Here is a 26,986-nt window from a genome sequence, read left to right as displayed (position 1 = left end):
CCGACCACGACACCGAGCCCACCGGGCCGGACACACGAAGGGAACCGCATTGGCGCTCGACACCGCATGGGCCATCGACTGGGTCCGTCGCACCGCCGCGACGATCGACGAACACCGGGCAGAGCTCGTGACGCTCGACCGGGAGATCGGCGACGGGGACCACGGTGAGAACCTCGACCGCGGGTTCCGCGCCGTCCTCGAGGCCGTCGACTCCGGGTCGTTCGACACCCCCGGCGCCGTGCTCAAGACGGTCGCGACGAAGCTCATCTCGACGGTGGGCGGAGCGGCCGGCCCGCTGTTCGGCACGGCGTACCTCAAGGCGGCCCAGGCCGCGGGCGATGCGTCCGAGTTCGACGCAGCGACCCTCGTCGCGGTCCTCGCCGCGGCGCGGGACGGGGTCGTGTCGCGTGGCAAGGCCGCGGTCGGCGACAAGACGATGGTGGACGCGTGGACGCCGGCGGTGGACGCCGCCGGCGCCGCCGCCGACGCCGGTGACGGCCCCGAGCAGGTCCTCGCCGCCGCGGCGGACGCGGCCGCGTCCGGTGCCGAGTCGACCGAGCCGCTCGTCGCGCACAAGGGCCGCGCGAGCTACCTCGGCGAGCGGGCCGTCGGGCACCGCGACCCGGGCGCGCAGTCGACGGCGTACATCCTCCGCGCAGCCGTGGACGCGACGACGGGCGCCGCCGCGTGAGCGTCGGCATCCTGATCGTCTCGCACAGCGCGGCCATCGCGACCGGCACCGTCGAGCTCGCCCGGCAGATGGCGGCCGACGTGCAGCTCGTCGCCGCCGGTGGGACCGACGACGGCGGCATCGGCACCTCGTTCGAGGCGATCACCGCCGGCATCGAGGAACTCAGCGGTGCCGACGCGGTCGTCGTCCTCTGCGACCTCGGCTCCGCCTACCTGACGACCGACACGGCGCTCGACTTCCTCGACGACGACGTCCGCGCACGGGTGTACGTCTCACAGGCGCCGCTCGTCGAAGGCGCGGTCGCCGCTGCCGTGGCCGCCCAGACGGGTGGTGACGCTGCGGCCGTGCTCGCTGCCGCAGCATCGGCCGCAGCGCCGGCGGACGACGCGAGCGGCGCCTCCCGTCCGTCCGACGACCTGCCTGGAGGCCCGGGGCCGGCTTCCGGAGCGGCCAGCGTCGACGACGTGGCCGCGTCCGAGAGCGTCGAGCTGGTCAACGAGACCGGCCTGCACGCGCGGCCGGCCGCGGAGTTCGTGAAGACGGCCGCGAAGTACGACGCCGCGGTGCACGTGAACGGTGTGGACGCGAAGAGTCTCCTCGCGATCATGGCGCTCGCGCTGCCGAAGGGCGCGACCGTGTCGATCGAGGCGACGGGGGCCGACGCGCAGGGAGCCGTCGACGCGCTGGTCGAACTGGTCCGGAGTGGGTTCGGGGAGTAGCGGCCGCGCAGCGTGGGGGTAGCGGCCGCGCAGCGGAGGGGCCGGCCTCGGCGTCAGCGGATCGAGACGGTCCCGGCCAGGTCGAGGTCGGACGGGCCACCCGTGACACCGGCGTCGGCGAGCAGCACCGCGCCGAACACCGCACTCCAGAACGTCCGGGCATCGCGCCCGACGCCGCTCGGGCTCGTCCACCCGTGTTCGGCGACGATGCGCTCGAGGTAGCGCTCGGACTGCCGGAAGAGCACCGCGAGGAGCAGCCGCACGCGCTCCCGCTGGGCGTCGTCCTCGCCGGCGGAGGCCAGTGCCCGCACCACCAACGGCGTCGACGGCATCGCGAGTGCCGTGCGCGCGAGGACCTGCCGGAAGGACTCCGCCGACGTCGCACGCCGGCCCGCCGCCTGCAGCCGCGTGGTGTCCCGGAGGAACAGCGCGAAGGCGGCATCGAGCACCAGACGGTCCTTCGAGCCGTAGTGGTGCGTGATCTGGTTCGGGTAGACACCGGCCGCGCGGGCGATCTCGCTGACCGTCACCGTGCGCGGGGGACCGGAGCCGTCGGCGCCGTCGTGCTCGCGTGCACCGAGCAGGCCGGCCGTCGCCGCGAGGATCTTCGCCCGGGTCGCTGCGCCGCGCGCCGTCCCGGAGCCGTCCGTGGTTGCCATGCAGGAATTGTACGTGGTACAACTCAACTTGTTCAACGTACAAGAGGAGTTCCATGGACATCGTCATCACCGGCTACGGCGCGGTCTCACCGTTCGGGCACGGAGTCGCACCGCTGTGGGACGCCCTCGTCGCCGGTCGCTCCGGCGTCCGAGCGCTCCACCGCGAGGGCGCACTCTGGCGGCAGGTCCCGATCACGGTCGGAGCCGATGCCGCCCTCGACGCCGACGGCGCGCTCGGCCGCGTCCGGGCAGCACGGCTCGACCGCAGTCAACAGCTCGCCCTCGTCGCCGCCGAGGAGGCCTGGACGGACGCCGGCGCACCCGAGGTCGAGGGGGACCGGCTCGCCGTCGTCGTCGGGACGGGCATCGGGGGAGTGGAGACGCTCCTCGACGCACACGACGTGCTCGGGGCGTCCGGCGCCCGACGGGTCTCGCCGCGGACCGTCCCGATGCTCATGGCCAACGGTGCCGCAGCACAGATCAGCATCGCGTTCGGGGCTCGCGCCGGTGCGTACACGACGGTCTCCGCATGCGCGTCCGGCGCCGAGGCGATCGCGACCGCCGCGCGGCTCATCGCCACCGGCGAGGCGGACGTCGTCATCGCCGGGGGCACCGAGGCAGCAGTGACGCCCGTCACCATGGCGTCCTTCGCGCAGTCCCAGGCACTCGCGAAGCCCGGCGACGACGACCCGACCACGATCTCCCGACCGTTCGACGCCGACCGTCGCGGCTTCGTGCTCGGCGAGGGCGCCGGGTTCGTCGTCCTCGAGCGGGCGTCGCACGCGGCGGCCCGGGCGCAGCGCGCACACGGCACGCTCGCCGGGTGGGGGATCACCTCGGACGCGCACCACATCACCGCACCGCTCGCCGACGGCAGCGAGCAGGAGCGTGCCATGACGGCGGCGATCCGGATGGCCGGCCTCAGCGGCTCGGACATCGACCACGTCAACGCCCACGCGACCGGCACACCCGTCGGCGACGTCGGCGAGGCCGCGGCGATCCGGCGTGCCGTCGGCAACGCGGCGATCGTCACCGCGCCGAAGAGCGCGATCGGTCACATGTTCGGCGCGGCCGGCGCGGTCGAGGCGATCCTGACGCTCCGTGCCCTGGAGACCGGCACCGTGCCGCCGACGCTGAACCTCGACCGGCTCGACCCGGCGGTGGACCTCGACGTGGTGTCCGGGACCGCCCGGACCGCACCGATGCGGGCGGCACTCGACAACTCGTTCGGCTTCGGCGGGCAGAACGCGTCGCTGGTGTTCACCGCGGCGTGAGCTCCTGCAGACCGGTGACGCGGAGCAGGTCGAGCTTCGCGGCGTCCTCGGTGCCGGGCACCGCGGTGTAGACGACGATCCGCAGGTCGCCGCCCGGCACCGTCAGGACGTCGCAGTCGATCTCGATCGGGCCGACCGGGGTGTGCACGTGCTTGCGGCTCGCCCGGTGCTCGGCGATGCGTCCGGTGTCCCATCGACGCTCGAACTCGGGGGACTCCCGGCGCAGTCGGACGACGAGCTCCGCAAGCTCACGGTCGGCGGGGTACCGGCCGGACGCCTGCCGCAGGTCGGCGGCGAGGTCGCTGGAGAACTCCTCCTGGTGCTCGGCGTCCCACTCCACGCCGTCGTGCGCGTGCATGAAGTGCCGCCAGACGAGGTTGCGCTCGAGCCCGACGTACCGCGAAGGGTCACCGTTCAGCGCGGCCCACAGGTCGTTCCAGAGCACGATGTCGTGGGTCGCCGTGAAGACCGCGAGCGGGACGTCACCCAAGCGGTCGACCAGGCGCTGCACCCCCGGAGTGATGTGCCGCGGCACGACCTGCCGGGACGGCGGAGCAACGCCGGCGACCCGGCACAGGTGGTCCCGCTCCTCGGCGGTCAGGCGGAGCGCCGTCGCCAACGAGGCGAGCAGCTGCGGTGACGGGTTCGTCGCCCGGCCCTGCTCGAGCCGCACGATGTAGTCGACACTCACCTGCGCCAGCGCCGCCAGCTCCTCACGCCGGAGACCCGGCGTCCGCCGGCCCGGCCCCGCCGGCAAGCCGACCTCTTCCGGACGCACCCGGTCACGCCAGGAACGCAACACGTTCGCGAACTCGCTCATACGCACCATCCTGGCCCCGCGCCTCCCGTCGGTCCTGGTACTGCCGGTCCCACCGTCGCACCGTGCCTGGGGGAGTCAGCCACCCGGGCGGAGAGTGGTGGGCATGACAACGACACTCATCACCGGAGCCAACCGCAGTCTCGGACTCGAGACCGTCCGTCGCCTGGTCGCCGCCGGCCACACCGTGTACGCCGGGATGCGCGATCCCGCGACCGGCGACGACGCCCGCGCACTCGGCGCCCACGTGGTGCGCCTGGACGTGACCGATCAGGCGAGCATCGACGCCGCGATCGCGGAGATCCCGTCGCTCGACGTCCTCGTGAACAACGCCGGGATCCTCGGCACCTCCTTCGGCGTCGACGACCTGGACGCGAGCGCGATGGCCGCCGTCCTCGACACCAACGTCACCGGCTTCGTCCGCGTGACCCAGGCAGCGCTGCCCCTCCTGCGCCGCTCGGCCGCGCCCGTGATCGTGAACGTCGCCTCGGGCGTCGGGTTCGCACGGTGGCTCTCGACCCCCGGGCACGACGAGTACCCCGTGCCGGCGATCCCGTACGCGGCATCGAAGGCCGCCGTCATCGCACTGACCGTGCAGTACGCCAAGAACCTGCCGGGGTTCCGGGTCAACGCGAGCGACCCGGGCTACACCGCGACGGAGTTCAACGGCTTCGGCGGGCACCAGACCATCACCGAGGGCACCGACGCCACGGTCGCGCTCGCCACGATCGACACCGACGGCCCGACGGGGGAGTTCCACAACCGGGACGGCCGCATCGAGTACTGAGCCGCGGGCCGTCCTCGAGCTTCCGAGTGAGCAGAAGACGTCGGGTCGAGTATTCGGACCCGACGTCTCCTGCTCACTGGATCCATCCGGCGGCTCGCCGACCCTGCTCGGTCGCGGTGTCAGCGCTTCGGCCGGTACACCAACCCGAGCGCGCCGCCCGTGAACGCCGTGGCACTGACCAGCTCGAGGTCGAGCTCGTCGCGCAGTTCCGTGAACACCCCGTCGCCGGAGCCGAGCAGTACGGGCAACACGGCGAGCCGGTACTCGTCCACCAGACCAGCCCGGACCAGACTCCGCCCGAAGTCCGTGCCACCCTGCGCGAGCACGTACCCGCCCGGTTCGTCCTTGAGCGCGGCGACCTCGGCATCCAGTGGGCCGGAGGCGACCCGGGCACCGGTCCAGGTCGCCACAGCGGGGGAGTCGGGGTCCGCGACGGGCATCGTGCGCGGATCGAAGTCGCCCTGCGTCGTGAACACGACCTTCGGGATCGTGTTCATCGGCGAAGCGATCGGTCCGGGCGCCGTGGGCCAGAAACCTGAGATCGTCTCGAAGGTCTTCCGGCCGAACGCGTGGACTCCGGCACCGGCGACGATGTCGCGCACCCAGGCCATCGAGTCGGGACTCCCGCCGCGGAACATCCAGTCGGATTCTGCACGGCGACCTGCCACGTAGCCGTCCAACGACATCGACATCTTCAACACGAGGTCACGCACGAGGAGCTCCTGTCTCAGTCTGAGTTGACATAATATGCATTATCGGCGCTTAAACATCGTGAGTTGCATCTAGTGCAACGACTCCGGCACCGCTTGTGCCGCAGTGTTTAACCTGATCAGCCCCAGAATCTGTCCACTAGGTGAAACCTGGAAACCAGCTCGGCGCGACAGCGGCATGCTCGCGAGCAAGGGGATCCTGCGTTTAATGCAGGAATCCACTGCAGCTCGAGTGCCGTGCCGTGCCGTGCCGTGCCGAGCCGTGCGGTCCGGTGCAGTGCGGTGCCGCGCTCAACTTCCTCACTGGAGCTTCTTAGAGCGCGACCGCGGACGACGGATGATGACAAGGTCTTTGCTGCTCAACGAGGAACGCGCCAACCTCACCGACTAACCGCAGCTCGCCGGCGCCGGAGAAGTGAGTCGGCCACGTTCTATGCAACGGCCACCTTGCCCCTCTCACCGTGGATAACTACTCGCCCTTTTGCTATTTCAAGAGGTCCGCTGCTCGAACCAGATACTTCCGTGAGCCGTGAGTTCTTCAATCAAGGCGAACGGCCACGAGGTCTCCTCCCGCATGAGCCAGGCCGTACGCGACGCGTACGACGCCGCCCTCTGACGCCGCTCCCCCAACGAAGCAGCCGGCCACCCTCGGGGTGGCCGGCTGCTTCGTTCACGCCGATACGGCGCTCTTATGTCAGGTTAAACCGGACAGTTCGGTTCACGAGAGCTCCGGACCCACGATGATGGTGGCTCCGGGATGCACGACCAGGCGCTGAAGGGACAAGGAAGAAGGCTGCCCCCTCGCCGCGGGGTCCACGGTGGCCGCGGTTCGCCGAGATTCTTCAAACAGCGAAGGTATTAGAGGGGCCATGTACGCCCACGCTGCGAGAGAAGGTGCTTACAACCACGAAGGCCAAACCACGCACCGCAGGAAACCTAGGACGGCACCAACAGCCTCTATCTCACTCCTCAACTTGATCGGGGGTTATTACCCCACTGACGACGTCCCGTACTTCACTCTCTAAACTTAGGTAGCCCCTCGCGCCCAGCACATTCATGTACGAACGACCCGCTCTGGCCACCGACTCACTCGCCGATTGAAGAGCGTTAGCAATTACGATCGGAACAGCATGCCGACTTAGGTCATACTCGAGCATTCCACCGTCTACGGACTCGAGAAGCAGCTCAAGTACCGCCAAACTGTTCTCAGGGTCAACCACAGAAGCTTGAGCCAACTCGCGGCCGAGCAGGTACCGGTCAGCCTTGATGTCGGACTCGAATTCCAATGCCTCCCGCAGACGAGGGAGCCACCAGGGGGCATCATATGCAACAGATTTCACCAGCCAGAAAATTCCTCTGAGTTCCGCGGCATCTCCAGGAGATTCTCTGACATGTGCAATGCGCTCATCCCATAACTGGCCGAAACGCGCTGCAATACCCGCATCGACGGACTTGGTTTGAGCAAAAGACCACGCTACATTACTCATCGCGGCACCTCGAACCTGCGCGTCAGCCCCATTGAAAAACGCCATTACAAGAGGATCGTCGGGCTCGATGTCCTCGTAAATAAGGCCACTAATTGCCCACTGGCCAATTCTAGCCTGCGCCTCCGCCGCCGTGCCCCAACCCGCCCGGACTTCATTCCCCAGAGCAAGAGCCGCGAGCAAGGGCTCTCTCAGCAGGCTGTACAAGCGCGGATGGTAGTGATGTATCGCCATCGCAGTGGTCACGGCACATTGCTGTTGAGTAGTGACCCCAGCCGCTCCTCCAAAAAATCTCTCCATACGCGGCTCTAACCACTCGGAGCAAGTGGACAGCAGCTGCCCCAAGTGCTCGCCAACGACGGCCCACACCGCGCCGTGACTGTCTTTGCACTCCAGCTCCTTATCCAGTTCTTCAAGCGCTGCAGCTCGCCAGGGGTTGCCACCATCGCGGACCGCAAGGATTACCAGCGCCCTCACGTAGATAGGCCAGCGCCAATTCAACGATAGGTTCAGTGGGCTCCAGCTCGCCTCATCGTGCTGGTAAGAGTCATACTCACTCCAAGCAGACGCATCCCTGCCATGCTTCAAAAGCGACGAAGCGAATGACGGCAGGCTGCCATCAGGAACTTGCGCGTTCATCCGAACGCGCAAGAGACTTTCAAGCAGTCGAAGTGCCGCGGTCTTTGCTGGCAAGAATGAGGCATCGTCATCGAAGCCGTCCCCTTCGGATGGAAAATCAGACGCTTCGGGGTGGGTCAGCGTGTCGCTCACCAATTGGACGACTTCCGGCCAATCGAGCTCAACATCTGCTTTCAACGCCGCCGTCCAGCCCTGGAGTATCGCCCGGACATATGTCGGCCTCAAACGTCCAACCAAATTCCCAACACCGGAGACAGCGAAAGGCTTGGTTGTAAGAAGAGCGGCAAGAACACGCCCTTGACCCTCGTGAGATGGTTCGGGGCCCCAACCGTCGCCAACATAGTGCAAGCTGGCGAGCTGCTCGACGAGTTCGACAGGAGTCATTTGTTCCAGATCAGTCGGATCACTGAAAGCGCTAGGTCCTACCCAGCTGCTCACCTTGTCCGGCCGCTCCAAAGGGTCCTTGATGTCGCCCCACCGTGAGCATAGAGCTTTCAGCTCGTCTTGCAGCTCCGGCGGCAGGGCCTCATCGCCAATCGCGGATAGCCACCGGTGCTTTGACCTACTGGCATGATCAGCCACCTCTATCGCAAAATCATCATCTGACTCTCCGTTGCGTGGCAAGCCTTCAATCATCCAGCGCAGATCATCAAGGTGCCCTTCCCGAATGAACTCTTTGAGCAGAACGGACGCCCCCGGGTCGACTAATACTGTCGCTCTGGCAAGCTCCGCGTACTCGATCCGCATATTGTCATCATAGGACGTCGAATCGGCGAGGAGGCGCTTTGCAACTTGGATCAGTTGTTGATCGTGAGACTGCAGTTGGGTTTCCCTCCGTAGCGACTCTGCGACCACAAACAGTGCAACTTTATGGAGGAGCTGACGTTTTCTTCCGACCAAGTAATCAGCAGCACTTGGAGTGTCGATAGAAACGCCCGCTAGCGCGAGATCTCTAACCGTGTCGATCAGGGAGTGCTTAGGGTCAGGATGTTCCCCTGTACTCAGATCCGCAATCGAAGATCGTTCAGCGGCACTAAATTCATTACTTCCATACGAGGGTAGAGCGTCGATCCAGTTGCGCAACCATCCTGTGACAGCCTTGAAAGAATTAACTCGAAGAGCTTCTACCACCCGCGGAAGCTCTTGCTGATACCAGTAGTCATCGAGACCTGCTGTGGGCTTGCGTGCGTACCCCTCGCCTTCTGGTTTCGGATTGAAGAGTTCGTTCGCTAGCCAGCGACCGAGAACATCTTCATCACCTTCGAGAAGCCTCACAGCAAAGCTGACTAGGTATCGCGGATCTGTGCGCCATCCGAAACCTCCACCAGTTCTCCACTGTTTCAACATCGGTATCAAACGGGCACCTTGATCGGCGGGTACAACAGTGCCGATCTCGATAGCAGCCCTTCGCACCCATGGGTTGTTACTCCATTGGAGAGTAAGCAACACGTCGACAACGTCCGATGGCACATGGGGCGCCATGTTGATTAAGTATGTTACTTCGGGCCAAAATACGTCACGGGTGAGCCCGTCGCCCAGTACAGTCGGCTCAGGCGGAGACGCAAATGCACCCGCTTGCAGCAGGGGCCTCACCCATTGCGGATTTGTCAAGCCCTCATAGAAGACTCGTCGCAGCTGAAATGTCGGGATTTTGAGGAGCACGTTCTTGACTTGCTCAGCACTGGGTCGTCGCGTATCAGACATCGAGCAGGTCACCGGTTCCTTCGTTGATTTGCTTGAGCAGTGCCGCAATTGACCGCTGAAGTTGGAAGAATTCCGTCAGCACGCCGTCCATAAGCTCTTCATAGGTTGCAATTCGCGCTTTCAACTCATTATCGTCGGGCAGGACCTCGGGTGCGAGATCGTCGTCATGCAAGTGTGCCCATTTGACGAAATAGCGGCTGGTTTCGATCCACGCGGCGACAGCTGGGTGAGCCTCGTTACCGTCGTCCGTTAGGAGTGAGGCTACGTCACCGCGGTTCCTCGCAGTTTCCTGTACAGCGGTCTTGAGGAGCCGATCAAAAGCACGCGCAGCGGGGAGCGGTACGACGATTTGGGGAGCGGCACCCTCGAGATTCATGTCGGGATGTGCAGTGAGGAGCGCGGGGAGCCTTTGCACTTGCTCCCCAGACGTCGGTGTCACGCGGGGGCTTGCTGATCGCGCAAGTGCTCGTACTGATTTGGCCATTACTTCCCGCATAGCATGGCAAATGAGCGAAACCCGCACCCTTTCGCCGCCTTTGTTGCTTCCATGATCGAGTAGTGAATGCGCCATCTCATACATGCTCGCAAGATCGGCGCGGCGCTCACGGAGTGCGGCAGCAATCCGATCCCGACGCGCCCACGTTTCTTCATCCACCCGACACTCCTGTCCCGTCCGCCCTGTCACTTGCCATCGGATCAAGTGTGCGCCTACGGAGGCTTAACGTGACCTCCCGTCTCCCAATCGGTTGGATCACTCGTCTGTTGCACGGTCGTTCAGGTTCCGGACTTGGTGGGAGAACCCGCGAGTAGCCGCTCTCGTCCGTGTTCAATCGTCGTCGCGGCGATTTGCCGGCCACCGCGAGCTGGTGGGCTTGTCGATCGACATCGACTACCGGCGGCCTCCATTCGTGCGTGCGCCTTGGGGAAACCTTCCTCCCTTACCCGATGCTTGCCGAACGGTGCGGTGCTGGCGGATGCCCCAAGGCCACAGGCCCCAGTGCCGTTGAGAACCGCAGTCATGGGGTCGGTTCAGGGGTTCCACGACAGATCTGATGTTGGCTCTAGACATGTCGCAACGTCCCCGTGCGCATCGGTCGCAGGACCGCGCGGTGCCAGACGCTCAGCCGGACGTCTTTCGACGTCGGCCCGCGACTGGTTCGCTCTCGCGTCGGAGTGCCCTGTACACGGTGGTCCTACTAACTCCGAGAACGTCCCCGATCTGCGCGACCGTCATGTCCTGTTGCTCGTAAAGGCGCCTGGCAGTTCGTACCTGATCGGCCGACAGCCGAGGCGGCCGACCGCCGTTCCGCCCTCGAGCTCGAGCGGCCGTGAGGCCGGCGTGCGTGCGTTCTCGGATAAGATCCCGTTCGAACTCGGCCATAGCGGCGAAGACACGGAACACGAGCCGGCCGCCGGGTGAGGTTGTGTCTATCGTCTCTTGCAACGATCGGAACCCGACACCCCGCTCCCCCAGCGCCTGCAGCTGGTCGATCAGATGCCGGATGGATCGCCCGAGCCGGTCGAGCCGCCACACGACGAGAGTGTCGCCTGGTCGGAGCTGATCGAGCATCTTGGTGAGCTCCGGACGGTGCTCGAGCGATCCGGACATTGTGTCGACCCACACCCGGTAGCAGCCGGCGGCATTCAACGCATCGAGCTGCAGCGCCGCGTCCTGATCGGTTGTCGACACCCGCGCGTACCCGAGAAGCTCACCCATGACCCATGAACGTAGCGGAACCCGTCGGACGTCAGTGGAAACGGCACGTAGAAATCGGCACTGAGTTCCGCCACGTGCAACGCCGGCGCGGCGCGCTCTGCGCAATCCGGAGTGAGAGATGTGCCACAAACGGAGGTTTTTGATACATTCGGAGGACAGAGCTCTCCTCGCCGATGGAGGGGGCGTGTTTTTTGAGTCCGGCTACTTCTTGCGAAGTGCCTTCGCCCGCTGAACCCGAACGACGCGGCGAGCAGCCTTGTCGTTCAGGATTGGCCACACCTGACGGATCGCGATCGCGACGAAGAGCATCGCGAGAGCGAACCCGACCGCGTAGGCAGCGGGGGCAGGGATCTCAATCGACAGCTGGAGCATGGAACCTCCACCGTTCGATCTGTCAGCCAACTGGCCGACTCTCGGTTCGTGCACCGTGCACGTCCGAGGACTAGGGCCTCCGTGAGGAGGGACGCGAGTCGGACCCGCGGGTGCGACCGGCGATCAGACTGCGCGGGTCACGGCGAGACATCTGGGCACAAAAAAACCGGCTCGAGGCCGGCTGGTTGCGCGCACTATGAACGCAGGAAGATTCTGACACAGTCTCCGGACATTCGGCAACTGTCCGAACGGTGGTGCGGCGGCACCTCCCCCAGTCCCGCGCTAGTGATGACTCGGCCGGAAGATCTGCATCGCTTCCCGGAAGGCGTAGAACACGATGACGTAGCCGGCGATCGGGTCTGCCCACCACCAGCCGACCAGCGCGTTCAAGCTGATGCCGATGAGTACCGCGACGGCCAGAAGCCCGTCAACGAATGTCACTCGGCCTTCTGTGGGCAGCTTCGCTCCGTGTCGTCGGAATCGCTTCCTTCGGTGTCGGGACGTCGCGGGTGCGCGAGACGGCCCGCGTGACTTGGGGTTCGGGTGCATAATGGTGGTGTCTTCGGACCCGGTAGTGGGGCTTGCCGGACCCAACCTCGACAGTTGTCGACAACAGTCCCTATCTCAGCTGGTCGCGCTTCTGCGCGCCTGAGGTAGGGAGTGTCATGACAGCACCAATCGGTTCCGGACCGGTCGTCGTCGGCGTCCTGCCCGGCCTCGCTCCGGGGGTCATCGAGGTTGCGTCGTCTATCGCGCGGCGCTTCGGTACGACGCTGGTGTGCGTCAGCGTGGATGCATCGCTCTTCGATGCCGGTACGCGCTCGGACGGGTCGGTGATGGTGGAACCGATCGACCCTGACACCGCTGACACGACACCGCAGGGCTTGTCGGACAGTGACAAGGCGGCAGTACGTGCTGCCGCAACGACCTACGGCGTCGACGTCACGTTCGTCCCGGGTGTCGGGGATCCGAGCCGGGCACTGTCGCAGGTGGCCGAAGACCGCGACGCGGCGATGCTGGTCGTCGGGGCCAGGACGGGAGCGGGTCGAATCGCGGAGTTCTTCACGGGGTCGGTCGCGGTACGGCTGACCCATCAGCAGCACCGTTCAGTGCTCGTAGTGCCCGTTGATCCGGTCGGGTTCGATGCCCCACTGCCGTGGGACACCCCGTGACCGGCCAGCTTGTTCTGCTCCGCCACGGACAGAGCACTGCGAACGCTGCCGGTACCTTCACCGGCTTGCGAGACGTCGCGCTGACCGAACAGGGCAGCGCCGAAGCGAATCGGGCTGGGTTGCTACTTCTGCATGCCGGCATCCGACCGGACCTCGTGCTCACGTCGACGCTCGAGCGGGCGCTCCACACGGCGGAGCTCGTCACCGACGTCCTCGGACGTGATGCGCCGATCGAGTCGACGTGGCGGTTGAACGAGCGGAACTACGGCGCCCTCACCGGCATGTCCAAGCAGAATGCGCAAGCGGCGTTGGGGGCGGAGCAGTTCTTCGCTGTTCGTCGGACCCGCACGGGACGGCCACCACGCATGTCGATCCGCGCGTGGCTGGCGCTCCGGCGGACGCCGGCGCTTCGTGGACTGCCGTGGGCGGCACTTCGTCGAACCGAAACACTCTCCGACGTCATCCGCCGGGTCCAACCCGTCCTGTCGCACAGCATCACCCCGGCACTCCGCGACGGGCAGACAGTGCTCGTCGTCGCGCACGGCAACTCACTGCGGGCACTGTGTGCCTGCATGGACGGCCTAACTGACGGTGAGCTCGCGGACCTGAACCTCCCCACGGGCGAACCCCTGATCTACCGGTTCGACGGCGACGGTGGGTTCTGTCCGCGGGGTGGGGAGTACCTGCATCCGGCAGCACGAGCAGCAGCGGCAGCGGTCGCTGCGGAAGGTGGAACATGACCTCCCGAACGGACACGCAGCTGCCCGATGGGCAGCTCCCGCCCGACCCAGACATCGACGCCAACGACCCGGAACGTATCGACCGGCCAGTGCATCTGCGGTGGCGGTACCTCGGTGTCGTCGCACTCGGCGGCGCCATCGGTACCGCCGCACGCGACGGACTCAGCACCGCGTTCCCCGCTCAGCAGGAGGTGTCCTGGGCGATCTTCTGGATCAACATCGCCGGCGCGCTCCTACTGGGTGTGCTGCTGGAACACCTCGCGCATCGCGGACGTGACGAGGGTCGCCGCCGGACACTGCGCCTGCTTCTGGGAACCGGTGTCCTCGGCGGGTTCACCACCTACAGCACCCTCGCGACCAGCACCGCGGTGTTGTTCCTCGCTGGCCGCGGGTTGGCCGGCACCGGGTACGCGCTCCTGACGGTCCTCGCCGGCGCGATCGCCACCGGTAGCGGCCTCGCGATCGCGGGTTTGGTCCGACCGAACGGGGCCACATCATGAGCGCCCTGGCCTTCCTCAGCGTCGCGGTCGCTGGCGGTGTCGGCGCGGCCGCACGGTTCTTCGTGGATGGTGCGATCAACCGGGGTCGGCAGTTCCGGCTCCCGGTCGGGACGCTGACGATCAACATCACCGGCTCGTTCCTGCTGGGCTTGATCACCGGCGCCGCCGGTCACCTCGGCGCCACCCCCGTCGCGGTGCTCGGAACAGGGCTCATGGGTGGCTACACCACGTTCAGCACCGCCAGCTTCGAGACCGTCCGCCTCGCACGCACTGGCCGCACCACCGCGGCTGCCGTGAACGGGCTCGGGATGCTCGTCGTCTCCGTCGCCGCAGCCGCCGGGGGCGTCACCCTCGGCACCCTCACTTGACCATCCGACTGGGAGACGAACAGCTCATGCACTTCGACATCACGATCGAGATCCCCCGCGGCAGCGGCAACAAGTACGAGGTCGACCACGCCACCGGACGGATCCGCCTGGACCGGGCGGTGTTCACCAGCATGGTGTTCCCGCAGGACTACGGCTCGATCGACGACACTCTCGGCGATGACGGCGACCCCCTCGACGCGCTCGTGCTGCTGCCCCGGCCCACGTTCCCCGGCGTCGTCATCGACGTCCGCCCGGTCGGGATGCTCCGCATGGTCGACGAGAACGGCGGCGATGACAAGATCCTCACCGTCCCCGCCGGAGACGTCCGCTTCGACCACGTCCAGGACATCTCCGACGTCGCCGAGCCGGTCCTGGCGGAGATCGAGCACTTCTTCGCCCACTACAAGGAGATCGAGCACGGCAAGCACGTCACCACCAACGGGTGGGCGAACCGTGTCGACGCCGAAGCCATCATCCGCGCCGCACAGGAACGGTTCACCCCGCACCCCTGACCGGCACCCGCGCACCCGACACCATCCAGTGCGCGCCCTGAACCGCCGTGGGGAGGCAACTGGCGCCCAGTGATCGCCAGGAGGTCGTCCCTCCGCCTCCCCGCGGCCCACACCCGCACGACCAACCCGAAAGGCGACAACCGCCGTGAACGACTACATCAGCAACGTCCACCACACCACCCACCATCAGGGCGAGTACGTGACCCACACCAGCCGCCCCGTCACCATCAGCAGCCTGCACGGCTCCCGGATCCTCGACTCCCGCGGCTACCCGACGATCCAGGTGCGTCTCGAGCTCGAGGACGGCACCGTCGTCACCGGTGACGCCCCCGCAGGCGCATCCACTGGCGCGCATGAGGCTGTCGAGCTTCGCGACGGCGGCAGCAGCTACGGCGGCCGCGACGTGAGCCAGGCACTGCACCTCATCACGACGGACGTCGCACCGATGATCACCGGCCAGTCGTGGACCTCGATCGGGCAGGCCGACGCCGCCCTCGCTGCCCTCGACGGCACCCCGAACCACCGCCGGCTCGGCGCGAACAGTGTCGTCGCGACCTCGATCGCGATGGCACGCGCTCTCGCCGCCGCAGCGGAGCTGCCGCTCTGGCGTTGGATCGCAGACGTCACCGGCAGCACGCCCCGCCTGCCCGTCCCGCACTTCAACGTGCTCAACGGCGGAGCGCACGCAGCGAACGCGCTCGACTTCCAGGAGTTCATGATCGCCCCGGTGAACGCCGAGACCATGACCGACGCGGTTCGGATCGGATCGGACGTCTACCACGCGCTGGCGGCACTGGTCCGGGAACGGTTCGGCAGTCTCGGTCTCGGGGACGAAGGCGGCTTCGCCCCGTCGATCGCCGCGCCCGAGGAGGCCCTCGACCTCCTCGTCGCCGCGATCAGTGCCGCCGGTTACGAGCCCGGCGTGGACACCGTCGCGATCGCACTCGACCCGGCGGCGAACGAGTTCGCGCTCGGTGACGGTAGCTACCGGGTCGTGGACCGCCGGCTCGACCGCGCAGGCATGGTCGACTACTACCGCGACCTCATCAGCCGGTATCCGATCCGGAGCATCGAAGACGGCTTCTCCGAAGATGACCACGGCGGCTGGAAGGCGATGTCGTTCGCGCTCGGCGACATGCTCCAGATCGTCGGCGATGATCTCTACGTCACCGATCCGCAGCGCATCCGCGACGGTGGGAAGGACGGCCTCTCGAACGCGGCGCTCATCAAGCCGAACCAGATCGGCACCGTCTCCCAGACCCTCGACGCGATCGGCGTCGCACGCTCGCTCGGGATGCGGAGCATGGTGTCGCACCGGTCCGGCGAGACCACCGACACGTTCATCGCGGACCTCGTCGTCGGCACCGGAACCGGACAGATCAAGTCCGGCGCACCCGCCCGCGGAGAACGCGTCGCCAAGTACAACCGGCTCACCGAGATCGCGGAGAACAATCCGGAGCTGCCCTACGGGCTGCGCTGACCCCGACCGGTCACCTCGTGGGCGACGCGCAGGAAAGCAGAACCAGCTGGCTGAGGCTCTCCCGACCAGATCGCCCGCAACGGCCGGGCAAGTGGCGGCCCAGCGAGCGGGACCCGCACCAGCGACCCGTCGTTGATGTCGGCGGCGACCGTGCGAAGGCTCATCACCGCCGGTGCAATTCCAGCCTGCGCGTTCGCCCGGATGATGCTCGTGGTCTCCAGCACCGCGGCCGGAACCGACATGCTCAAACCGGCCTCCCTGAGCCATGCGGCGAGGGTCGCGCGAGTTCCGGAACCTTCTTCCCGCAGGAGCAGAGCCGTCGCCGCCAGGACCTCCGCAGTGATCCCGGTCGACCGAGCCCAGGGATGTTCCGGCGCAACGACGACCGCGAGCTCATCGTCCGCGATCACCTGCGCGGACACACCTGCCGCCGTCACCGGGGTCTCCGTGAACCCGAGGTTCGCGCCACCCGACTGCACGAGGTCCGTCACCGCGGCGGAGTTGCCCGCGATCAGGCGCACCCGCACGTCGGGTTCGCGGCGGCGGAATTCGAGCAGCCAGCCCGGCAGCAGCAGCTCCGCGATCGTCTGTGACGCTGCGACGACGAGCGAACCCGTGGGAGTCCGCAGCGCAGCCACTCCTGCTTCGAGGTGGCGAGACGCGTCGAGGACCGGTCCGGCCAGCCCGACGACGAGCCTGCCGGTCTCGGTCAGCACCGACCCCGTGGTCGAGCGGTGCACCAACAAGTGACCGACCATGCGCTCGGCGACCCGGATCCGAGCAGACACTGCCTGTTGCGTGACGCCGAGCGCTCCAGCGGCAGCGGAGAGGGAGCCGGTCTCGGCGACGCGTGCGAGCACGTCGAGTGTGTCGAGGTCGAGGGTTCGGTCCGTGAGTCGCCGTAGTGCCACAATCATTGATTGTGCCCTGCCAAGAGGTTCCGGGTACCGCCAGAGGCAGGATTCGCGCAGGCTTGGCCCATGACAACGCTCCGCACGGACCCTGCACCCGCGAACGGTAGCCAGCTGCCCCAACGGCCGCAGACGGCGTTGTTCCGTGACCTGGAGCGGCCAGGCCTGATCGTGTCGAATCTCACACCGAACTGGTTCGCGTCGATCATGGGCACGGGGATCGTCGCTGTCGCAGCTGCGTCACTGCCGCTGCAGTTCCCCGGGCTGCGCCTCGCGGCGACGGTCGTGTGGGCGATCGCCGCGGTGCTCCTCGTCGCCCTCACGACCGCGACGGTGCTGCACTGGATCCGCTACCGGAGCACTGCAGCCGGGCACCAGCTCAACCCGGTGATCTCGCACTTCTACGGCGCACCACCGATGGCGTTCCTCACCGTCGGCGCCGGGACACTCCTGCTCGGCAAGGACTGGGTCGGCCTGCCCGCCGCCGTCACCATCGACTGGGTCCTGTGGACCATCGGCACCATCGGAGGACTGCTCACGGCAGTGCTCGTGCCGTACCTGGCGTTCACCCGCCACGAGAACAAGCCCGACTCCGCGTTCGGCGGCTGGCTGATGCCGATCGTCCCGCCGATGGTGTCCGCCTCCACCGGTGCGCTCCTGCTGCCGTACGCCCCCGCCGGGCAGGCGCGGGAGACGCTGCTGTGGTCCTGCTACGGCTTCTTCGGCCTCAGCCTCATCACGTCGCTGGTCGTGATCACGCTGATCTGGAACCGTCTCGCGCAGCACAAGGTCGGGGACGCCGGCATGGTCCCGACTCTGTGGATCGTCCTCGGGCCGGTCGGACAGTCGATCACCGCGGTGAACCTCCTCGCATCGAACGCCCCCACCGTTGTCGATGCGAGTACCGCGCATGCCCTGCTGGTCGTGGCGCTGGTGTACGGGTTCGCGATGCTCGGCTTCGCGCTGCTGTGGACCGTCATCGCCCTCGCGATCACCATCCGCACTGCCCGCGAACACTTGCCGTTCAGCCTGACTTGGTGGTCCTTCACGTTCCCCGTCGGGACCTGCGTCACCGGCCTGAACGGGCTCGCCCTGCACTCAGGCCTGACCGTCGTTGCCGTCCTCGCCGTCATCTACTACGCCGGCCTCGTCGCCGCATGGATCACCGTTGCCCTTCGCACCTTTCACGGATCCGTCATCCGTGGCACCCTGCTGGCACCGCCACAGCCGGCATGAGTACCCCCGAGGAACTCGCTGACGTTCGATCGCTGAACGGTCTCGCGGAGACGTGGCGGACCGCGCCCGACGGCAGCCGACGGTTCGTCCCGAGCTTCGACCCACGATCCGGCGGCAGATTCAGCCGTGTCCTGGTCCTGATGCAGTCGCCTGGCCCCCAGACCATCGCCGCAGCGCACGCAGCGATCTGCAGCGAGGACAACCCGGGCCCGACCGCGGCCGCGTTCCGAGCAGCCCGTATCGAGTCCGGACTCGCACGCGGCGAGTACGTCCGCTGGAACCTTGTCCCATGGGAACTGCCCGACCGCGTGCGACTCGAGGACATCGACGAGGGGCGGCATGCCCTCGCCACACTGCTCGCGGCCCTCCCCGCTCTCACTGCGATCGTCACGTACGGGGCCGTTGCCCTCGACGGCGTCATGCGACACTTCACCCTGGACGAGCACCCCCGACTCCTTCCGGTCATCGCAGCACCACATCCGTCTCCCGCCAACGGCCGCCACCGATCGGAACAACACCTCCGTTCCGTGCAAGCACTCCGGCTCGCCGCGCGAGCGCGGCAGACGTAACAAATACGAACGATTCCGCTACAACTATCCGTACCGGCGCTCAGTCCGGGTGCGAGGCGCCGTGTCTTGTAGCGGAACCCAGTCCCAGAATCTACGTGCCGCCACTACCCCTCCTGGTCGAGTTTCGCTACGTTCTCTTCATGGGTCACCTTCTCGGGTATGCGCGCGTGTCCACCACAGACCAGGACGCGTCGCTGCAGATCGACGCGCTCAACGCCGCTGGCTGCTACCGCGTGTTCGTCGACACCATGTCCGGGTCGCTCCAACACCGGCCCGAGCTCGACAAGCTCCTCGACCAGCTCCGCCCCGGCGACACTCTCGTCGTCTGGCGACTCGACCGGCTCGGCCGGTCCATCCGGCACCTCATCGATCAGCTGCACGCTCTCGCCGAGCGCGGCATCGGGTTCCGGTCCCTGCAGGAGACCATCGACACCACCTCGCCCGGCGGCCGGCTCGTGTTCCACGTCTTCGCCGCGTTGGCGGAGTTCGAACGGGACCTCATCAAGGAACGCACCAACGCCGGCCTCGCCGCCGCTCGAGCCCGCGGCCGCACCGGCGGCCGACCATCTCGGCTCTCCGCGGACCAGGTGCGCACCGCACGCCGGCTCTACGAACAGCAGGACATGACCGTCGCGCAGATCGGCGACGTGCTCGGCGTTAGCCGCACCACCATCTACCGTGCACTCGCGAAGCACGCCGAGCCCGTCGCGGCGCGACGAACCAAGCCTTCCCCAACGATGTAGCTGGCTATGGACGCGAGCGAGCGGTGGGGCATCCTTCGACTGCACGTCGAGGACGCCATCCCGCTCGCCACCCTGGCCCGCACCACGGGCGTCGCTGAGCGCACCCTGCAACGCTGGTTGGCCCGCTACCGAACCGGCGGATACCCGGCTCTCGCCGACGGCACCCGCACCGATCACGGCGCCCGACGGACGGCACCGGAACTGGTGCGCCTGATTGAGGGGCTCGCACTCACCAAGCCACGACCTTCGATCGCCACGATTCACCGCCAGGTCGACAATTACTGCACCAAACGAGGTCTCTCAGCGCCGTCGTACTCCGTTGTGCGGTCGATCGTGAACGGGCTTGATCCCGGGATGGTGACGCTCGCGCTTGAGGGGCCCGCGTCATATCGGGACAAGCACGAACTGCTGCTCCGACGTCGTGCGGATCGCCCCAACGCGATCTGGCAGGCGGACCACACGATGCTCGATCTGCTCATCGTCGGACCCGACGGCAAGCCCGAACGGCCGTGGTTGACGGTGATCCTCGACGACTACTCCCGCGCGGTCTGCGGGTACATGGTGTTCCTCGGCGCCCCATCCGCCGCGAACACCGCGCTCGCGCTCCGGCAAGCGATCTGGCACAAGCCGGAACCGGACTGGCCTGTCTGCGGGATCCCAGACGTGCTCTACACAGACCACGGGTCCGACTTCACCAGCCACCGAATCGGCGACACCGCCGCCGTGCTGCACCTCCGAATCATCCACTCGCAGGTCGCTCGCCCCCAGGGCCGCGGGAAGATCGAGCGGTTCTTCGGCACCATCAACACCGAGCTGCTCCCAACGCTCCCCGGCCACCTCGCACCCGGATCCTCGGCGCCGGCGCCGACGCCGGCGCTGGATCTCGCCGGTGTCGACAGTGCCATCAACACGTTCATCCGCCGCTACAACGCCCGCATCCACCGCGAGCTCCGGAAGAGCCCACTGGAAGCGTGGATCGCAGACGGGTGGCTGCCACGAATGCCGGACTCCCTCGAGCAGCTCGACGGGTTCCTGCTCACCGTCCCGACCACGCGTGTCGTGCAACGAGACGGCATCCACTTCGAAGGGCTCCGCTACACCGCAACCACTCTCGCACCCTTCGTGGGCAGCACCGTCAGCGTCCGGTACGACCCCCGCGACGTCACCGAGATCCGTGTCTTTCACCGCGACGCGTTCCTGTGCACCGCGATCAGTACCGCGCATCAGACCGAGACCATCAGTCTCAAGCAGATCCAGGCCGCCCGGAACGCGCAACGAAGAGCCCTGCGCGGGCAGATCCGCGAACGCATCGCGATCGTCCGCCCCACACCCGATGATCACACCCCACCAGCACCCGCACCGGCACCGGATCAACCGCGACTGATGACCTACGAGGAGGACCGGTCATGACGAGCCAGTTCATCATCACGAAGGAACACCGTCGGTTCGCGGAGTTCGCCGACGCCGTCCGGAAGCAGAACACCATCGGCGTCTGCTTCGGCCCCGCTGGCGTCGGCAAGACCCTCTCCGCACGCCGCTACGCCCACTGGGACAGCATCGGCCCGTTCATCGCCAGATGGGCCGCACGCAGCGAAGACGACACGAAGATCTACGCCGCCGCCCACCGAGCCCGCACCGTCTTCTACACGCCCGAGGTCTCCGCCACGATGCGCGCCCTGCAGGACGACCTCCGGAACGACATGCTCCGCACCGAACGCTGCATCGAGGAACACCTCCTGCTCCAGGGTCGCCACTTCGACCACGCACACGGCCCCAACCCGTCCCTGCTCGAGCTGATCATCATCGACGAGTCCGAACGCCTCACCGGCAACGCGATCGAGTGGCTCCGCGACCAGTACGACCGCACCGGCATAGCGATGATCCTCATCGGCATGCCCGGCATCGAGAAGCAGTTCAGCCACTACCCGCAGCTCTACAGCCGCCTCGGTTTCGCCCACCAGTACCGTCCGCTCGGCCACGACGAGCTGCTCTTCGTCCTCGAACGTCAATGGCGCAAGCTCGGCAAGACGCTCGACCCCGACGACTTCACCGACGCGCAAGCCATCGCCGCCGTCGAACGCATCACCCGCGGCAACTTCCGGCTCCTTGAGCGCCTCCTCCCTCAGATCCAACGCGTCCTGAAGATCAACGAGCTCGACGTCATCACCAACGACGTCGTCGAGGCCGCCCGCAGCACCCTCGTCATCGGCACCACCTGACCCGACACCGATCGCAGCGAAAACGACGACACAGAGCGAGGCTGCTCACAGCCTTCGGTCTCCAGGACGGGGTTCCCGAGGGCACGACCGGTCTGGTTTTTGCCAGCGGCAAGGCAGAACATCACGACAGCCGTCACGGCAGTCCAGATGATTCCGCCCACACTCGTCTGCGCGTGATGCGCGGATATCAGTGCTGCGGTCGACTGGACGAGGAGGTAGACACCGAGCGCGGCGAAGGCGACGCCGATGAGGCGGAGTGCCGTTCGCTGTCGTTGCTCGCCCGTGCCGGCGAGTTCCCACAGCACGACACTGCTCGCCCCGATCTCAATGAGACTGTCGAGGCCGAAACCTGCCAGCGCGACCGATGACGCTCTCAACGTCAGGACCGCGAGGACCACAACCGCCACGACGTTCCAGAGAAGGGTCGCCCACTCCAGCAGTCGGCCCCGGCGAAGCAGACGATCAGCCGTATCGGCGATGTGCGAGGTCACCGACCCATTGTTCCGCGCTCGCCCCGCCGCGGCTCACGGCGCTCTCCTCGGCAGATATCTGCTCCGCAACCCCTCCCACCGGGCTCCACGGCGTCGATCCCGTCGAGGACCCAGAGCAGGTCCTCGTCTGGGCAGGATCGGCAGCCGTTGGACTCATCGCACGGGATGGGCTTACCCAAGACCGTAGGGCAGCTCGGGATTCGTCGACGCGATTTCGGTGAGCCGGTTGTACTTGGCGACGCGTTCCCCGCGGGCAGGTGCGCCGGACTTGATCTGCCCGGTGCCGGTGCCGACGACGAGGTCCGCGATGAAGGTGTCCGTGGTCTCCCCGGAACGGTGCGAGACCATGCTCGCCATGTTGAGGCTGCTCGCGGTGGCGATCGCACCGAGCGTCTGAGAGACGGTGCCGATCTGGTTCGGCTTGATCAGTACCGCGTTGCTGAGCTGCTGTTCGCCGCCGTCGCGGATGCGCTGCGGGTCGGTGACGTAAAGGTCATCGCCGACGATCTGGATCCGGTCCCCGAGCGCTGCTTGCATGCGGCGGAACCCGTCGTGGTCGTCTTCGGCGAACCCGTCCTCGATGCTCCGGATCGGGTACGTGTCGATCAGCTGCCGGTAGTAGTCGACCAGGCCATCCCGGTCGAGCGTGCGGTCAACGATCCGGTAGGAGCCGGCACCGAGGTGGAACTCGTTGGCAGCGGGGTCGAGAGCGATCGCGACACCGTCGGTGTCGGCGTCGTACCCGGCGGTGCGGATCGCGGTGACGAGCAGGTCGAGGGCTTCTTCCGGCGCCGCGATAGATGGGGCGAAGCCGCCCTCATCACCGAGGCCGACACTGCCGAACCGTTCCCGGACCAGGCTGGCGAGGGCGTGGTAGACGTCGGCGCCGATGCGGACCGCGTCAGCCATCGTCGTCGCGGCGACGGGGGCGATCATGAACTCTTGGAAGTCGAGCGCGTTCGCGGCGTGCGCACCACCGTTGAGGACGTTGAAGTGCGGTACCGGCATCCGCGGGGTGGTGCCGGTGACGTCGGCGATCCACCGCCACAGCGGTAGTTCGGCAGCGTGCGCGAGGGCGCGGGACGCGGCGATGGACGTCGCGACGACACTGTTCGCGCCGAGCCGGCCGTACCCGGTGGTGCCGTCGAGCTCCGCGAGGGCCGCGTCGATCTGCCCGATCGCGATCCAGGATCGGCCGGTGAGGAGCCCCGCGATCTCAGTGTCGATCATGTGCAGTGCTTGGGTGACGTCGCGGCCGCCGAACGCGGTGCCGCCGTCGCGGAGTTCACGGGCTTCGTGCGCGCCGGTGGATGCTCCGGCGGGCGCGTCGCCGGTGACGGTGCGGCCGTCTTCGAGCTCGAGGGACACGCGGACGGTCGGGTAGCCGCGGGAGTCGAGGATGCGGCTGCCATGCACAGACTCGATACCGACCGGGTGGTTGTGGTGGGTGACGTACTCACCCTGCGGTGTGCCGTGGTGGTGGGTGCCGCTGATGTAGTCGTTCATGGTGACGCTCCTTCGTTCGGGTCGTGCGTCGAGTAGTGCTGGTGTGGGGTGGGCCGCGGGGAGGCGGAGGGACGACCTCCTGGCGATCACTGGGCGCCAGTTGCCTCCCCGCGGCGGTCTGTGAGGCGCCGCGGTCAGGGGTGCTGGGTGTGGGCTTCTTGCGCCGTGCGGATGACTGCTTCCGCGGCAGCCCGGTCAGCCCACCCGTTGGTGGTGACGTGCTTGCCGTGCTCGATCTCCTTGTAGTGGGAGAAGAAGTGCTCGATCTCGGCCCGGGTGTGCTCGGGAACGTCGACAACGTCCTGCACGTGGTCGAACCGGTGGTCGCCGTTGGGGACGGTGAGGATCTTGTCGTCGCCGCCGTTCTCGTCGACCATGCGCAGCATCCCGACCGGACGGACGTCGATCACGACGCCGGGGAACGTGGGACGGGGCAGGAGCACGAGCGCGTCCAGTGGATCGCCGTCCGCGCCGAGGGTGTTGTCGATGGAGCCGTAGTCCTGCGGGAACACCATGCTGGTGAACACGGCCCGGTCCAACCGGATGCGACCGGTGGTGTGGTCGACTTCGTACTTGTTGCCGCTGCCGCGGGGAATCTCGATCGTGACGTCGAAGTGCATCAGGGCCTCCGGTTCGGGAGTTGGTGTGGTCATAGGGCACCGCCGAGGAGGATGCCGGCGGTCGCGGCGGCGACAGAGACGACGAGCATTCCGAGCCCGTTGACGGCGGCGGCGTTGATGCGGCCGCCGCGGGCGAGGCGGACTGTTTCGAAGCTGGCGGTGCTGAACGTGGTGTAGCCGCCCATCACCCCGGTGCCGAGGATCGCGACGGGGAGGGCGCCGAGGTGGGTGGCGGCGCCGGTGATCAGCCCGAGGGCCAGTGAGCCGGTGATGTTGATGGTGAGGGTGCCGACGGGGATCCGGAACTGCCGGCCGGCGTTGATGGTGCCATCGAGCAGGAACCGCAGCGACGCGCCGACGCCACCGCCGGCGGCGACCAGGAGGATCGTGAGGGCGCTCATGCGGTGTGCTCCGTCCGGTCGGGCCGGATCCAGCCGGCGACGGTCAATCCGATTGCGGTGGCGACCGCCCCGGCCAGCACTGTCAGGAGGGCGTACCCGGTGCCGGCGAGGGCGCGGCCGTCGAGGAACAGTCCCGCGGTGGAGACGGCGAGGGTGCTGTAGGTGGTGAACCCGCCGAGGACTCCAGTCCCGACCAGCAGCCGGAGGGTCCGTCGTCGGCCAGCGTCGGGGCCGCGGTGAGCGAGAGCTTCCAGGAGCACCCCGAGCAGGAGCGCGCCGGTGATGTTGATCCAGAAGATCGCCCAGCTCACCCCGTGGTGTGCGGGGAACGCGGTGCTGATCAGGTCGCGGAGCGCTGTGCCAGCCGCGCCGCCGAGCGCGACGAGGCCGAGGTAGCGCCACCGCAGGTGCACCGGCCGCATGGTGCGGGCCGGGTCGCCGACCTGCACGTCCGGGTCGGTTGGGAGCTGATCGTCGGGCATCGTGGTGTCCGTTAGGGAAGTCATGTTCCGCCTTCTGCCGCGACCAGTGCCGCAGCCGTGAGAGCTGTCGGGTCCAGGTACGTGCCGCCGCGCGGACGGAACCCGCGGTCGTCGTCGAGCCGGTAGAGCAGCGGCTGCCCGGTCGGGAGGTTCAATCCGGCGAGCTCCACCTCGGAGAGGCCATCGATGACGGCGCACACCGCGCGGAGTGAGTTGCCGTGCGCGACGACGAGCACCGTGGATCCGGCGACCAATGCCGGCATGATCCGACCGGTCAGGACGGGGCGCACTCGGTCGATGACGTCGGAGAGCGTCTCGGTCCGCCGCACTGCCGACCATGGGAGATCGCGGAGCGCGGAACTGCGCCGAAGTGCCCACCACTGCCGCAGCGGCATTCGCGGTGGCTGCCCGTTCAGGGAACGACGGATCCGGGTGAACGCAACTTCCCCGAGCGTCGCTCGGGCGGCATGTTTGCTGTGCCCGGTGAGAGCGCCGTAGTTGCGTTCGTTGAGCTGCCACGCACTCTCGATCGGAAGGTCCCGACCGATCGCCTCGGTCACAAGCTCCGCGGTCCGCACGCTGCGCTGCAGCGTCGAGGTGAGGACCAGGTCCGGGATGACCCCGTCCGCACGGAGCAGCGCGCCGGCCTGGAGCGCCTGCTGCTCACCGGCATCGGTGAGGGGAACATCGAGCAGTCCCGTGAAGACTCCGGCCGCGTTCGCGGTGCTCTGCCCATGCCGGAGCACCACTAACCGGCCGTTCATGCGGCATCCCACGGCAATGGGTCATCGAACCCGACGGGGTCAGTCGGAACGACGAGGACGGGCCGGTGTTGCTGGTGCGTCAAGCGGGCAGCGACGGATCCGTTGAAGAACTCCGCCACGCGGTGCCGGCCCGTGCGTGTACCGACAACGATCAGCTCGGCATGCCGTTCCTCCGCAACGCTCGCCAGCACGCGCGCCGGATCCCCCACCTGCGTGAGGTGTTCCACCTCGACGTGGGAGCGGGCAGCCAGATCGTGGATGGCAGCGACGTCGGCTTCGGACAGGCCCTGCGGGGTGCTTTCTCCCGCGTCCGGGTCGATCGCCTCGATCATCTCCGACCCGTCCGAGCGGGTACCGACGGACAGCAACGACGGATCGATCGTCACGCAGACCAACGACCCGTTGAATCGGTGCGCGATCTGCGCCGCAACCTCAACCACGGCCGCAACGTGCCCCGACTGCAGCCCGACAACGACGACGGGCTCAGATGCCTCGGCCATCTCACTCCCTACCTCAGGCGCGCGGAAGCGCGACCATCTGAGATAGGGACTGTTGTCGACGGATGTCGAGGTTGGGTCCGGCAAGCCCCACTGCCGGGTCTGACGACGTCACCAGTATGCACCGTCCAGTGCCGCGCGTGGGTAGAACGTTCAGCCGACGACGCAACATCTACGGCAGCGACCGCCGCCTCTTCCGCCC

The 26,986-nt window shown here is 67.2% G+C and carries 31 protein-coding genes; 15 read left to right on the top strand and 16 right to left on the bottom strand.

The genetic code is table 11. The features are described from left to right. Positions 1-49 precede the first annotated feature (49 nt). Together dhaL and dhaM are read left to right on the top strand one after the other, a co-directional pair. Complete coding sequence (dhaL, locus tag EDF19_RS10705) at positions 50-691, top strand: dihydroxyacetone kinase subunit DhaL (RefSeq protein ID WP_123680858.1); 642 nt, start codon at positions 50-52, stop codon at positions 689-691. Beyond that, on the top strand, positions 688-1,410 hold the full coding sequence (gene dhaM, locus EDF19_RS10700) for a dihydroxyacetone kinase phosphoryl donor subunit DhaM (RefSeq protein WP_123680857.1): 723 nt from the start codon (positions 688-690) through the stop codon (positions 1,408-1,410). Before dhaL ends, dhaM begins: the two co-directional genes overlap by 4 nt. A 53-nt stretch (positions 1,411-1,463) precedes the next feature. Here dhaM and EDF19_RS10695 read toward each other — a convergent pair whose 3' ends face one another. After that, positions 1,464-2,069 (bottom strand): TetR/AcrR family transcriptional regulator C-terminal domain-containing protein, encoded by a 606-nt coding sequence (locus EDF19_RS10695; RefSeq protein ID WP_123680856.1) that lies wholly within the window; start codon positions 2,067-2,069, stop codon positions 1,464-1,466. Positions 2,070-2,122: 53 nt separating this feature from the next. On the opposite strand from EDF19_RS10695, the gene EDF19_RS10690 reads away from it, so the two are divergent. Next, a complete protein-coding gene (locus tag EDF19_RS10690) occupies positions 2,123-3,343 on the top strand; it encodes a beta-ketoacyl synthase (RefSeq protein WP_123680855.1) in 1,221 nt (406 codons plus the stop codon). Here EDF19_RS10690 and EDF19_RS10685 read toward each other — a convergent pair. Beyond that, the gene (locus tag EDF19_RS10685; protein ID WP_123680854.1) at positions 3,330-4,163 is read right to left on the bottom strand and encodes a helix-turn-helix transcriptional regulator; all 834 of its coding nucleotides are present in this window, start codon (positions 4,161-4,163) and stop codon (positions 3,330-3,332) included. The genes EDF19_RS10690 and EDF19_RS10685 overlap by 14 nt on opposite strands. Before the next feature lie 103 nt (positions 4,164-4,266). Between EDF19_RS10685 and EDF19_RS10680 the strand changes: the two genes are divergently transcribed. Continuing rightward, positions 4,267-4,947 carry an SDR family NAD(P)-dependent oxidoreductase gene (locus EDF19_RS10680; RefSeq protein WP_123681017.1) on the top strand — a complete coding sequence of 227 codons (681 nt, stop codon included), beginning with the start codon at positions 4,267-4,269 and terminating at the stop codon, positions 4,945-4,947. A 119-nt stretch (positions 4,948-5,066) separates the two neighbouring features. Here EDF19_RS10680 and EDF19_RS10675 read toward each other — a convergent pair whose 3' ends face one another. From EDF19_RS10675 to EDF19_RS10655, 6 genes are all read right to left on the bottom strand, one after another. After that, positions 5,067-5,660: a dihydrofolate reductase family protein gene (locus EDF19_RS10675; RefSeq protein ID WP_123680853.1), complete on the bottom strand. Its 594-nt coding sequence runs from the start codon at positions 5,658-5,660 to the stop codon at positions 5,067-5,069. Positions 5,661-6,619: 959 nt separating this feature from the next. Then, positions 6,620-9,055 (bottom strand): hypothetical protein, encoded by a 2,436-nt coding sequence (locus EDF19_RS18815; RefSeq protein ID WP_148071075.1) that lies wholly within the window; start codon positions 9,053-9,055, stop codon positions 6,620-6,622. Positions 9,056-9,476: 421 nt separating this feature from the next. Continuing rightward, on the bottom strand, positions 9,477-10,139 hold the full coding sequence (locus EDF19_RS18810; protein ID WP_148071074.1) for a hypothetical protein: 663 nt from the start codon (positions 10,137-10,139) through the stop codon (positions 9,477-9,479). A 465-nt stretch (positions 10,140-10,604) separates the two neighbouring features. Beyond that, entirely contained in the window at positions 10,605-11,201 is a 597-nt protein-coding gene (locus EDF19_RS10660; RefSeq protein WP_123680851.1) for a recombinase family protein, read from the bottom strand. 201 nt (positions 11,202-11,402) lie between these two features. Beyond that, positions 11,403-11,603, bottom strand: a complete 201-nt coding sequence (locus EDF19_RS19135; RefSeq protein ID WP_185022784.1) for a hypothetical protein — start codon at positions 11,601-11,603, stop codon at positions 11,403-11,405. A 252-nt stretch (positions 11,604-11,855) separates the two neighbouring features. Continuing rightward, complete coding sequence (locus EDF19_RS10655; protein ID WP_123680850.1) at positions 11,856-12,122, bottom strand: cation transporter; 267 nt, start codon at positions 12,120-12,122, stop codon at positions 11,856-11,858. Between the two features lie 32 nt (positions 12,123-12,154). On the opposite strand from EDF19_RS10655, the gene EDF19_RS10650 reads away from it, so the two are divergent. From EDF19_RS10650 to eno (EDF19_RS10625), 6 genes are all read left to right on the top strand, one after another. Then, positions 12,155-12,745: a universal stress protein gene (locus tag EDF19_RS10650; RefSeq protein WP_228506158.1), complete on the top strand. Its 591-nt coding sequence runs from the start codon at positions 12,155-12,157 to the stop codon at positions 12,743-12,745. Beyond that, positions 12,730-13,485 (top strand): 2,3-diphosphoglycerate-dependent phosphoglycerate mutase, encoded by a 756-nt coding sequence (locus EDF19_RS10645; protein ID WP_171907745.1) that lies wholly within the window; start codon positions 12,730-12,732, stop codon positions 13,483-13,485. Before EDF19_RS10650 ends, EDF19_RS10645 begins: the two co-directional genes overlap by 16 nt. Then, positions 13,482-13,985, top strand: a complete 504-nt coding sequence (locus tag EDF19_RS10640; RefSeq protein WP_395859943.1) for a CrcB family protein — start codon at positions 13,482-13,484, stop codon at positions 13,983-13,985. The genes EDF19_RS10645 and EDF19_RS10640 overlap by 4 nt, the downstream gene beginning before the upstream one ends. Then, complete coding sequence (locus EDF19_RS10635; protein ID WP_055960823.1) at positions 13,982-14,353, top strand: CrcB family protein; 372 nt, start codon at positions 13,982-13,984, stop codon at positions 14,351-14,353. The genes EDF19_RS10640 and EDF19_RS10635 overlap by 4 nt, the downstream gene beginning before the upstream one ends. A 26-nt stretch (positions 14,354-14,379) precedes the next feature. Further along, positions 14,380-14,865, top strand: a complete 486-nt coding sequence (locus EDF19_RS10630; protein WP_055960822.1) for an inorganic diphosphatase — start codon at positions 14,380-14,382, stop codon at positions 14,863-14,865. 145 nt (positions 14,866-15,010) lie between these two features. Further along, on the top strand, positions 15,011-16,345 hold the full coding sequence (gene eno / locus EDF19_RS10625; protein WP_083393829.1) for a phosphopyruvate hydratase: 1,335 nt from the start codon (positions 15,011-15,013) through the stop codon (positions 16,343-16,345). Here eno (EDF19_RS10625) and EDF19_RS10620 read toward each other — a convergent pair. Continuing rightward, complete coding sequence (locus EDF19_RS10620; protein ID WP_260217092.1) at positions 16,330-17,379, bottom strand: LysR family transcriptional regulator; 1,050 nt, start codon at positions 17,377-17,379, stop codon at positions 16,330-16,332. The genes eno (EDF19_RS10625) and EDF19_RS10620 overlap by 16 nt on opposite strands. Positions 17,380-17,427: 48 nt before the next feature. Here EDF19_RS10620 and EDF19_RS10615 point away from each other — a divergent pair, with 48 nt between their 5' ends. The 5 genes from EDF19_RS10615 (at position 17,428) to EDF19_RS10595 (ending at position 22,023) form a co-directional block, all read left to right on the top strand. Beyond that, entirely contained in the window at positions 17,428-18,492 is a 1,065-nt protein-coding gene (locus EDF19_RS10615; protein ID WP_260217091.1) for a TDT family transporter, read from the top strand. A 140-nt stretch (positions 18,493-18,632) separates the two neighbouring features. Beyond that, a complete protein-coding gene (locus EDF19_RS10610; RefSeq protein ID WP_228506156.1) occupies positions 18,633-19,061 on the top strand; it encodes a uracil-DNA glycosylase in 429 nt (142 codons plus the stop codon). Positions 19,062-19,201: 140 nt separating this feature from the next. Continuing rightward, on the top strand, positions 19,202-19,804 hold the full coding sequence (locus EDF19_RS10605; RefSeq protein WP_055960814.1) for a recombinase family protein: 603 nt from the start codon (positions 19,202-19,204) through the stop codon (positions 19,802-19,804). A gap of 6 nt (positions 19,805-19,810) precedes the next feature. Further along, on the top strand, positions 19,811-21,214 hold the full coding sequence (locus EDF19_RS10600; protein ID WP_071301383.1) for a Mu transposase C-terminal domain-containing protein: 1,404 nt from the start codon (positions 19,811-19,813) through the stop codon (positions 21,212-21,214). After that, positions 21,211-22,023, top strand: a complete 813-nt coding sequence (locus EDF19_RS10595; RefSeq protein ID WP_123680849.1) for an AAA family ATPase — start codon at positions 21,211-21,213, stop codon at positions 22,021-22,023. Before EDF19_RS10600 ends, EDF19_RS10595 begins: the two co-directional genes overlap by 4 nt. On the opposite strand, the gene EDF19_RS10590 is transcribed toward EDF19_RS10595, so the two are convergent. From EDF19_RS10590 to EDF19_RS10560, 7 genes are all read right to left on the bottom strand, one after another. After that, on the bottom strand, positions 21,927-22,514 hold the full coding sequence (locus EDF19_RS10590) for a cation transporter (RefSeq protein WP_123680848.1): 588 nt from the start codon (positions 22,512-22,514) through the stop codon (positions 21,927-21,929). The two genes, EDF19_RS10595 and EDF19_RS10590, sit on opposite strands and share 97 nt — an antisense overlap. Positions 22,515-22,685: 171 nt before the next feature. Beyond that, entirely contained in the window at positions 22,686-24,020 is a 1,335-nt protein-coding gene (gene eno, locus EDF19_RS10585; protein ID WP_123680847.1) for a phosphopyruvate hydratase, read from the bottom strand. Positions 24,021-24,154: 134 nt separating this feature from the next. Continuing rightward, positions 24,155-24,640, bottom strand: coding sequence for an inorganic diphosphatase (locus EDF19_RS10580; protein WP_123680846.1), 486 nt, complete (start codon positions 24,638-24,640; stop codon positions 24,155-24,157). A gap of 29 nt (positions 24,641-24,669) precedes the next feature. Continuing rightward, complete coding sequence (locus tag EDF19_RS10575) at positions 24,670-25,041, bottom strand: CrcB family protein (protein ID WP_123680845.1); 372 nt, start codon at positions 25,039-25,041, stop codon at positions 24,670-24,672. After that, positions 25,038-25,547, bottom strand: coding sequence for a CrcB family protein (locus EDF19_RS10570; RefSeq protein WP_185022783.1), 510 nt, complete (start codon positions 25,545-25,547; stop codon positions 25,038-25,040). Before EDF19_RS10570 ends, EDF19_RS10575 begins: the two co-directional genes overlap by 4 nt. After that, positions 25,544-26,287, bottom strand: a complete 744-nt coding sequence (locus tag EDF19_RS10565; protein WP_123680844.1) for a 2,3-diphosphoglycerate-dependent phosphoglycerate mutase — start codon at positions 26,285-26,287, stop codon at positions 25,544-25,546. The genes EDF19_RS10570 and EDF19_RS10565 overlap by 4 nt, the downstream gene beginning before the upstream one ends. Then, the gene (locus tag EDF19_RS10560; protein ID WP_123680843.1) at positions 26,284-26,787 is read right to left on the bottom strand and encodes a universal stress protein; all 504 of its coding nucleotides are present in this window, start codon (positions 26,785-26,787) and stop codon (positions 26,284-26,286) included. Before EDF19_RS10560 ends, EDF19_RS10565 begins: the two co-directional genes overlap by 4 nt. Positions 26,788-26,986: the final 199 nt, after the last annotated feature.

This window comes from Curtobacterium sp. PhB115, assembly GCF_003752025.1.
Lineage (GTDB): Bacteria > Actinomycetota > Actinomycetes > Actinomycetales > Microbacteriaceae > Curtobacterium.
This window is presented reverse-complemented; position numbering and strand designations above follow the sequence as displayed.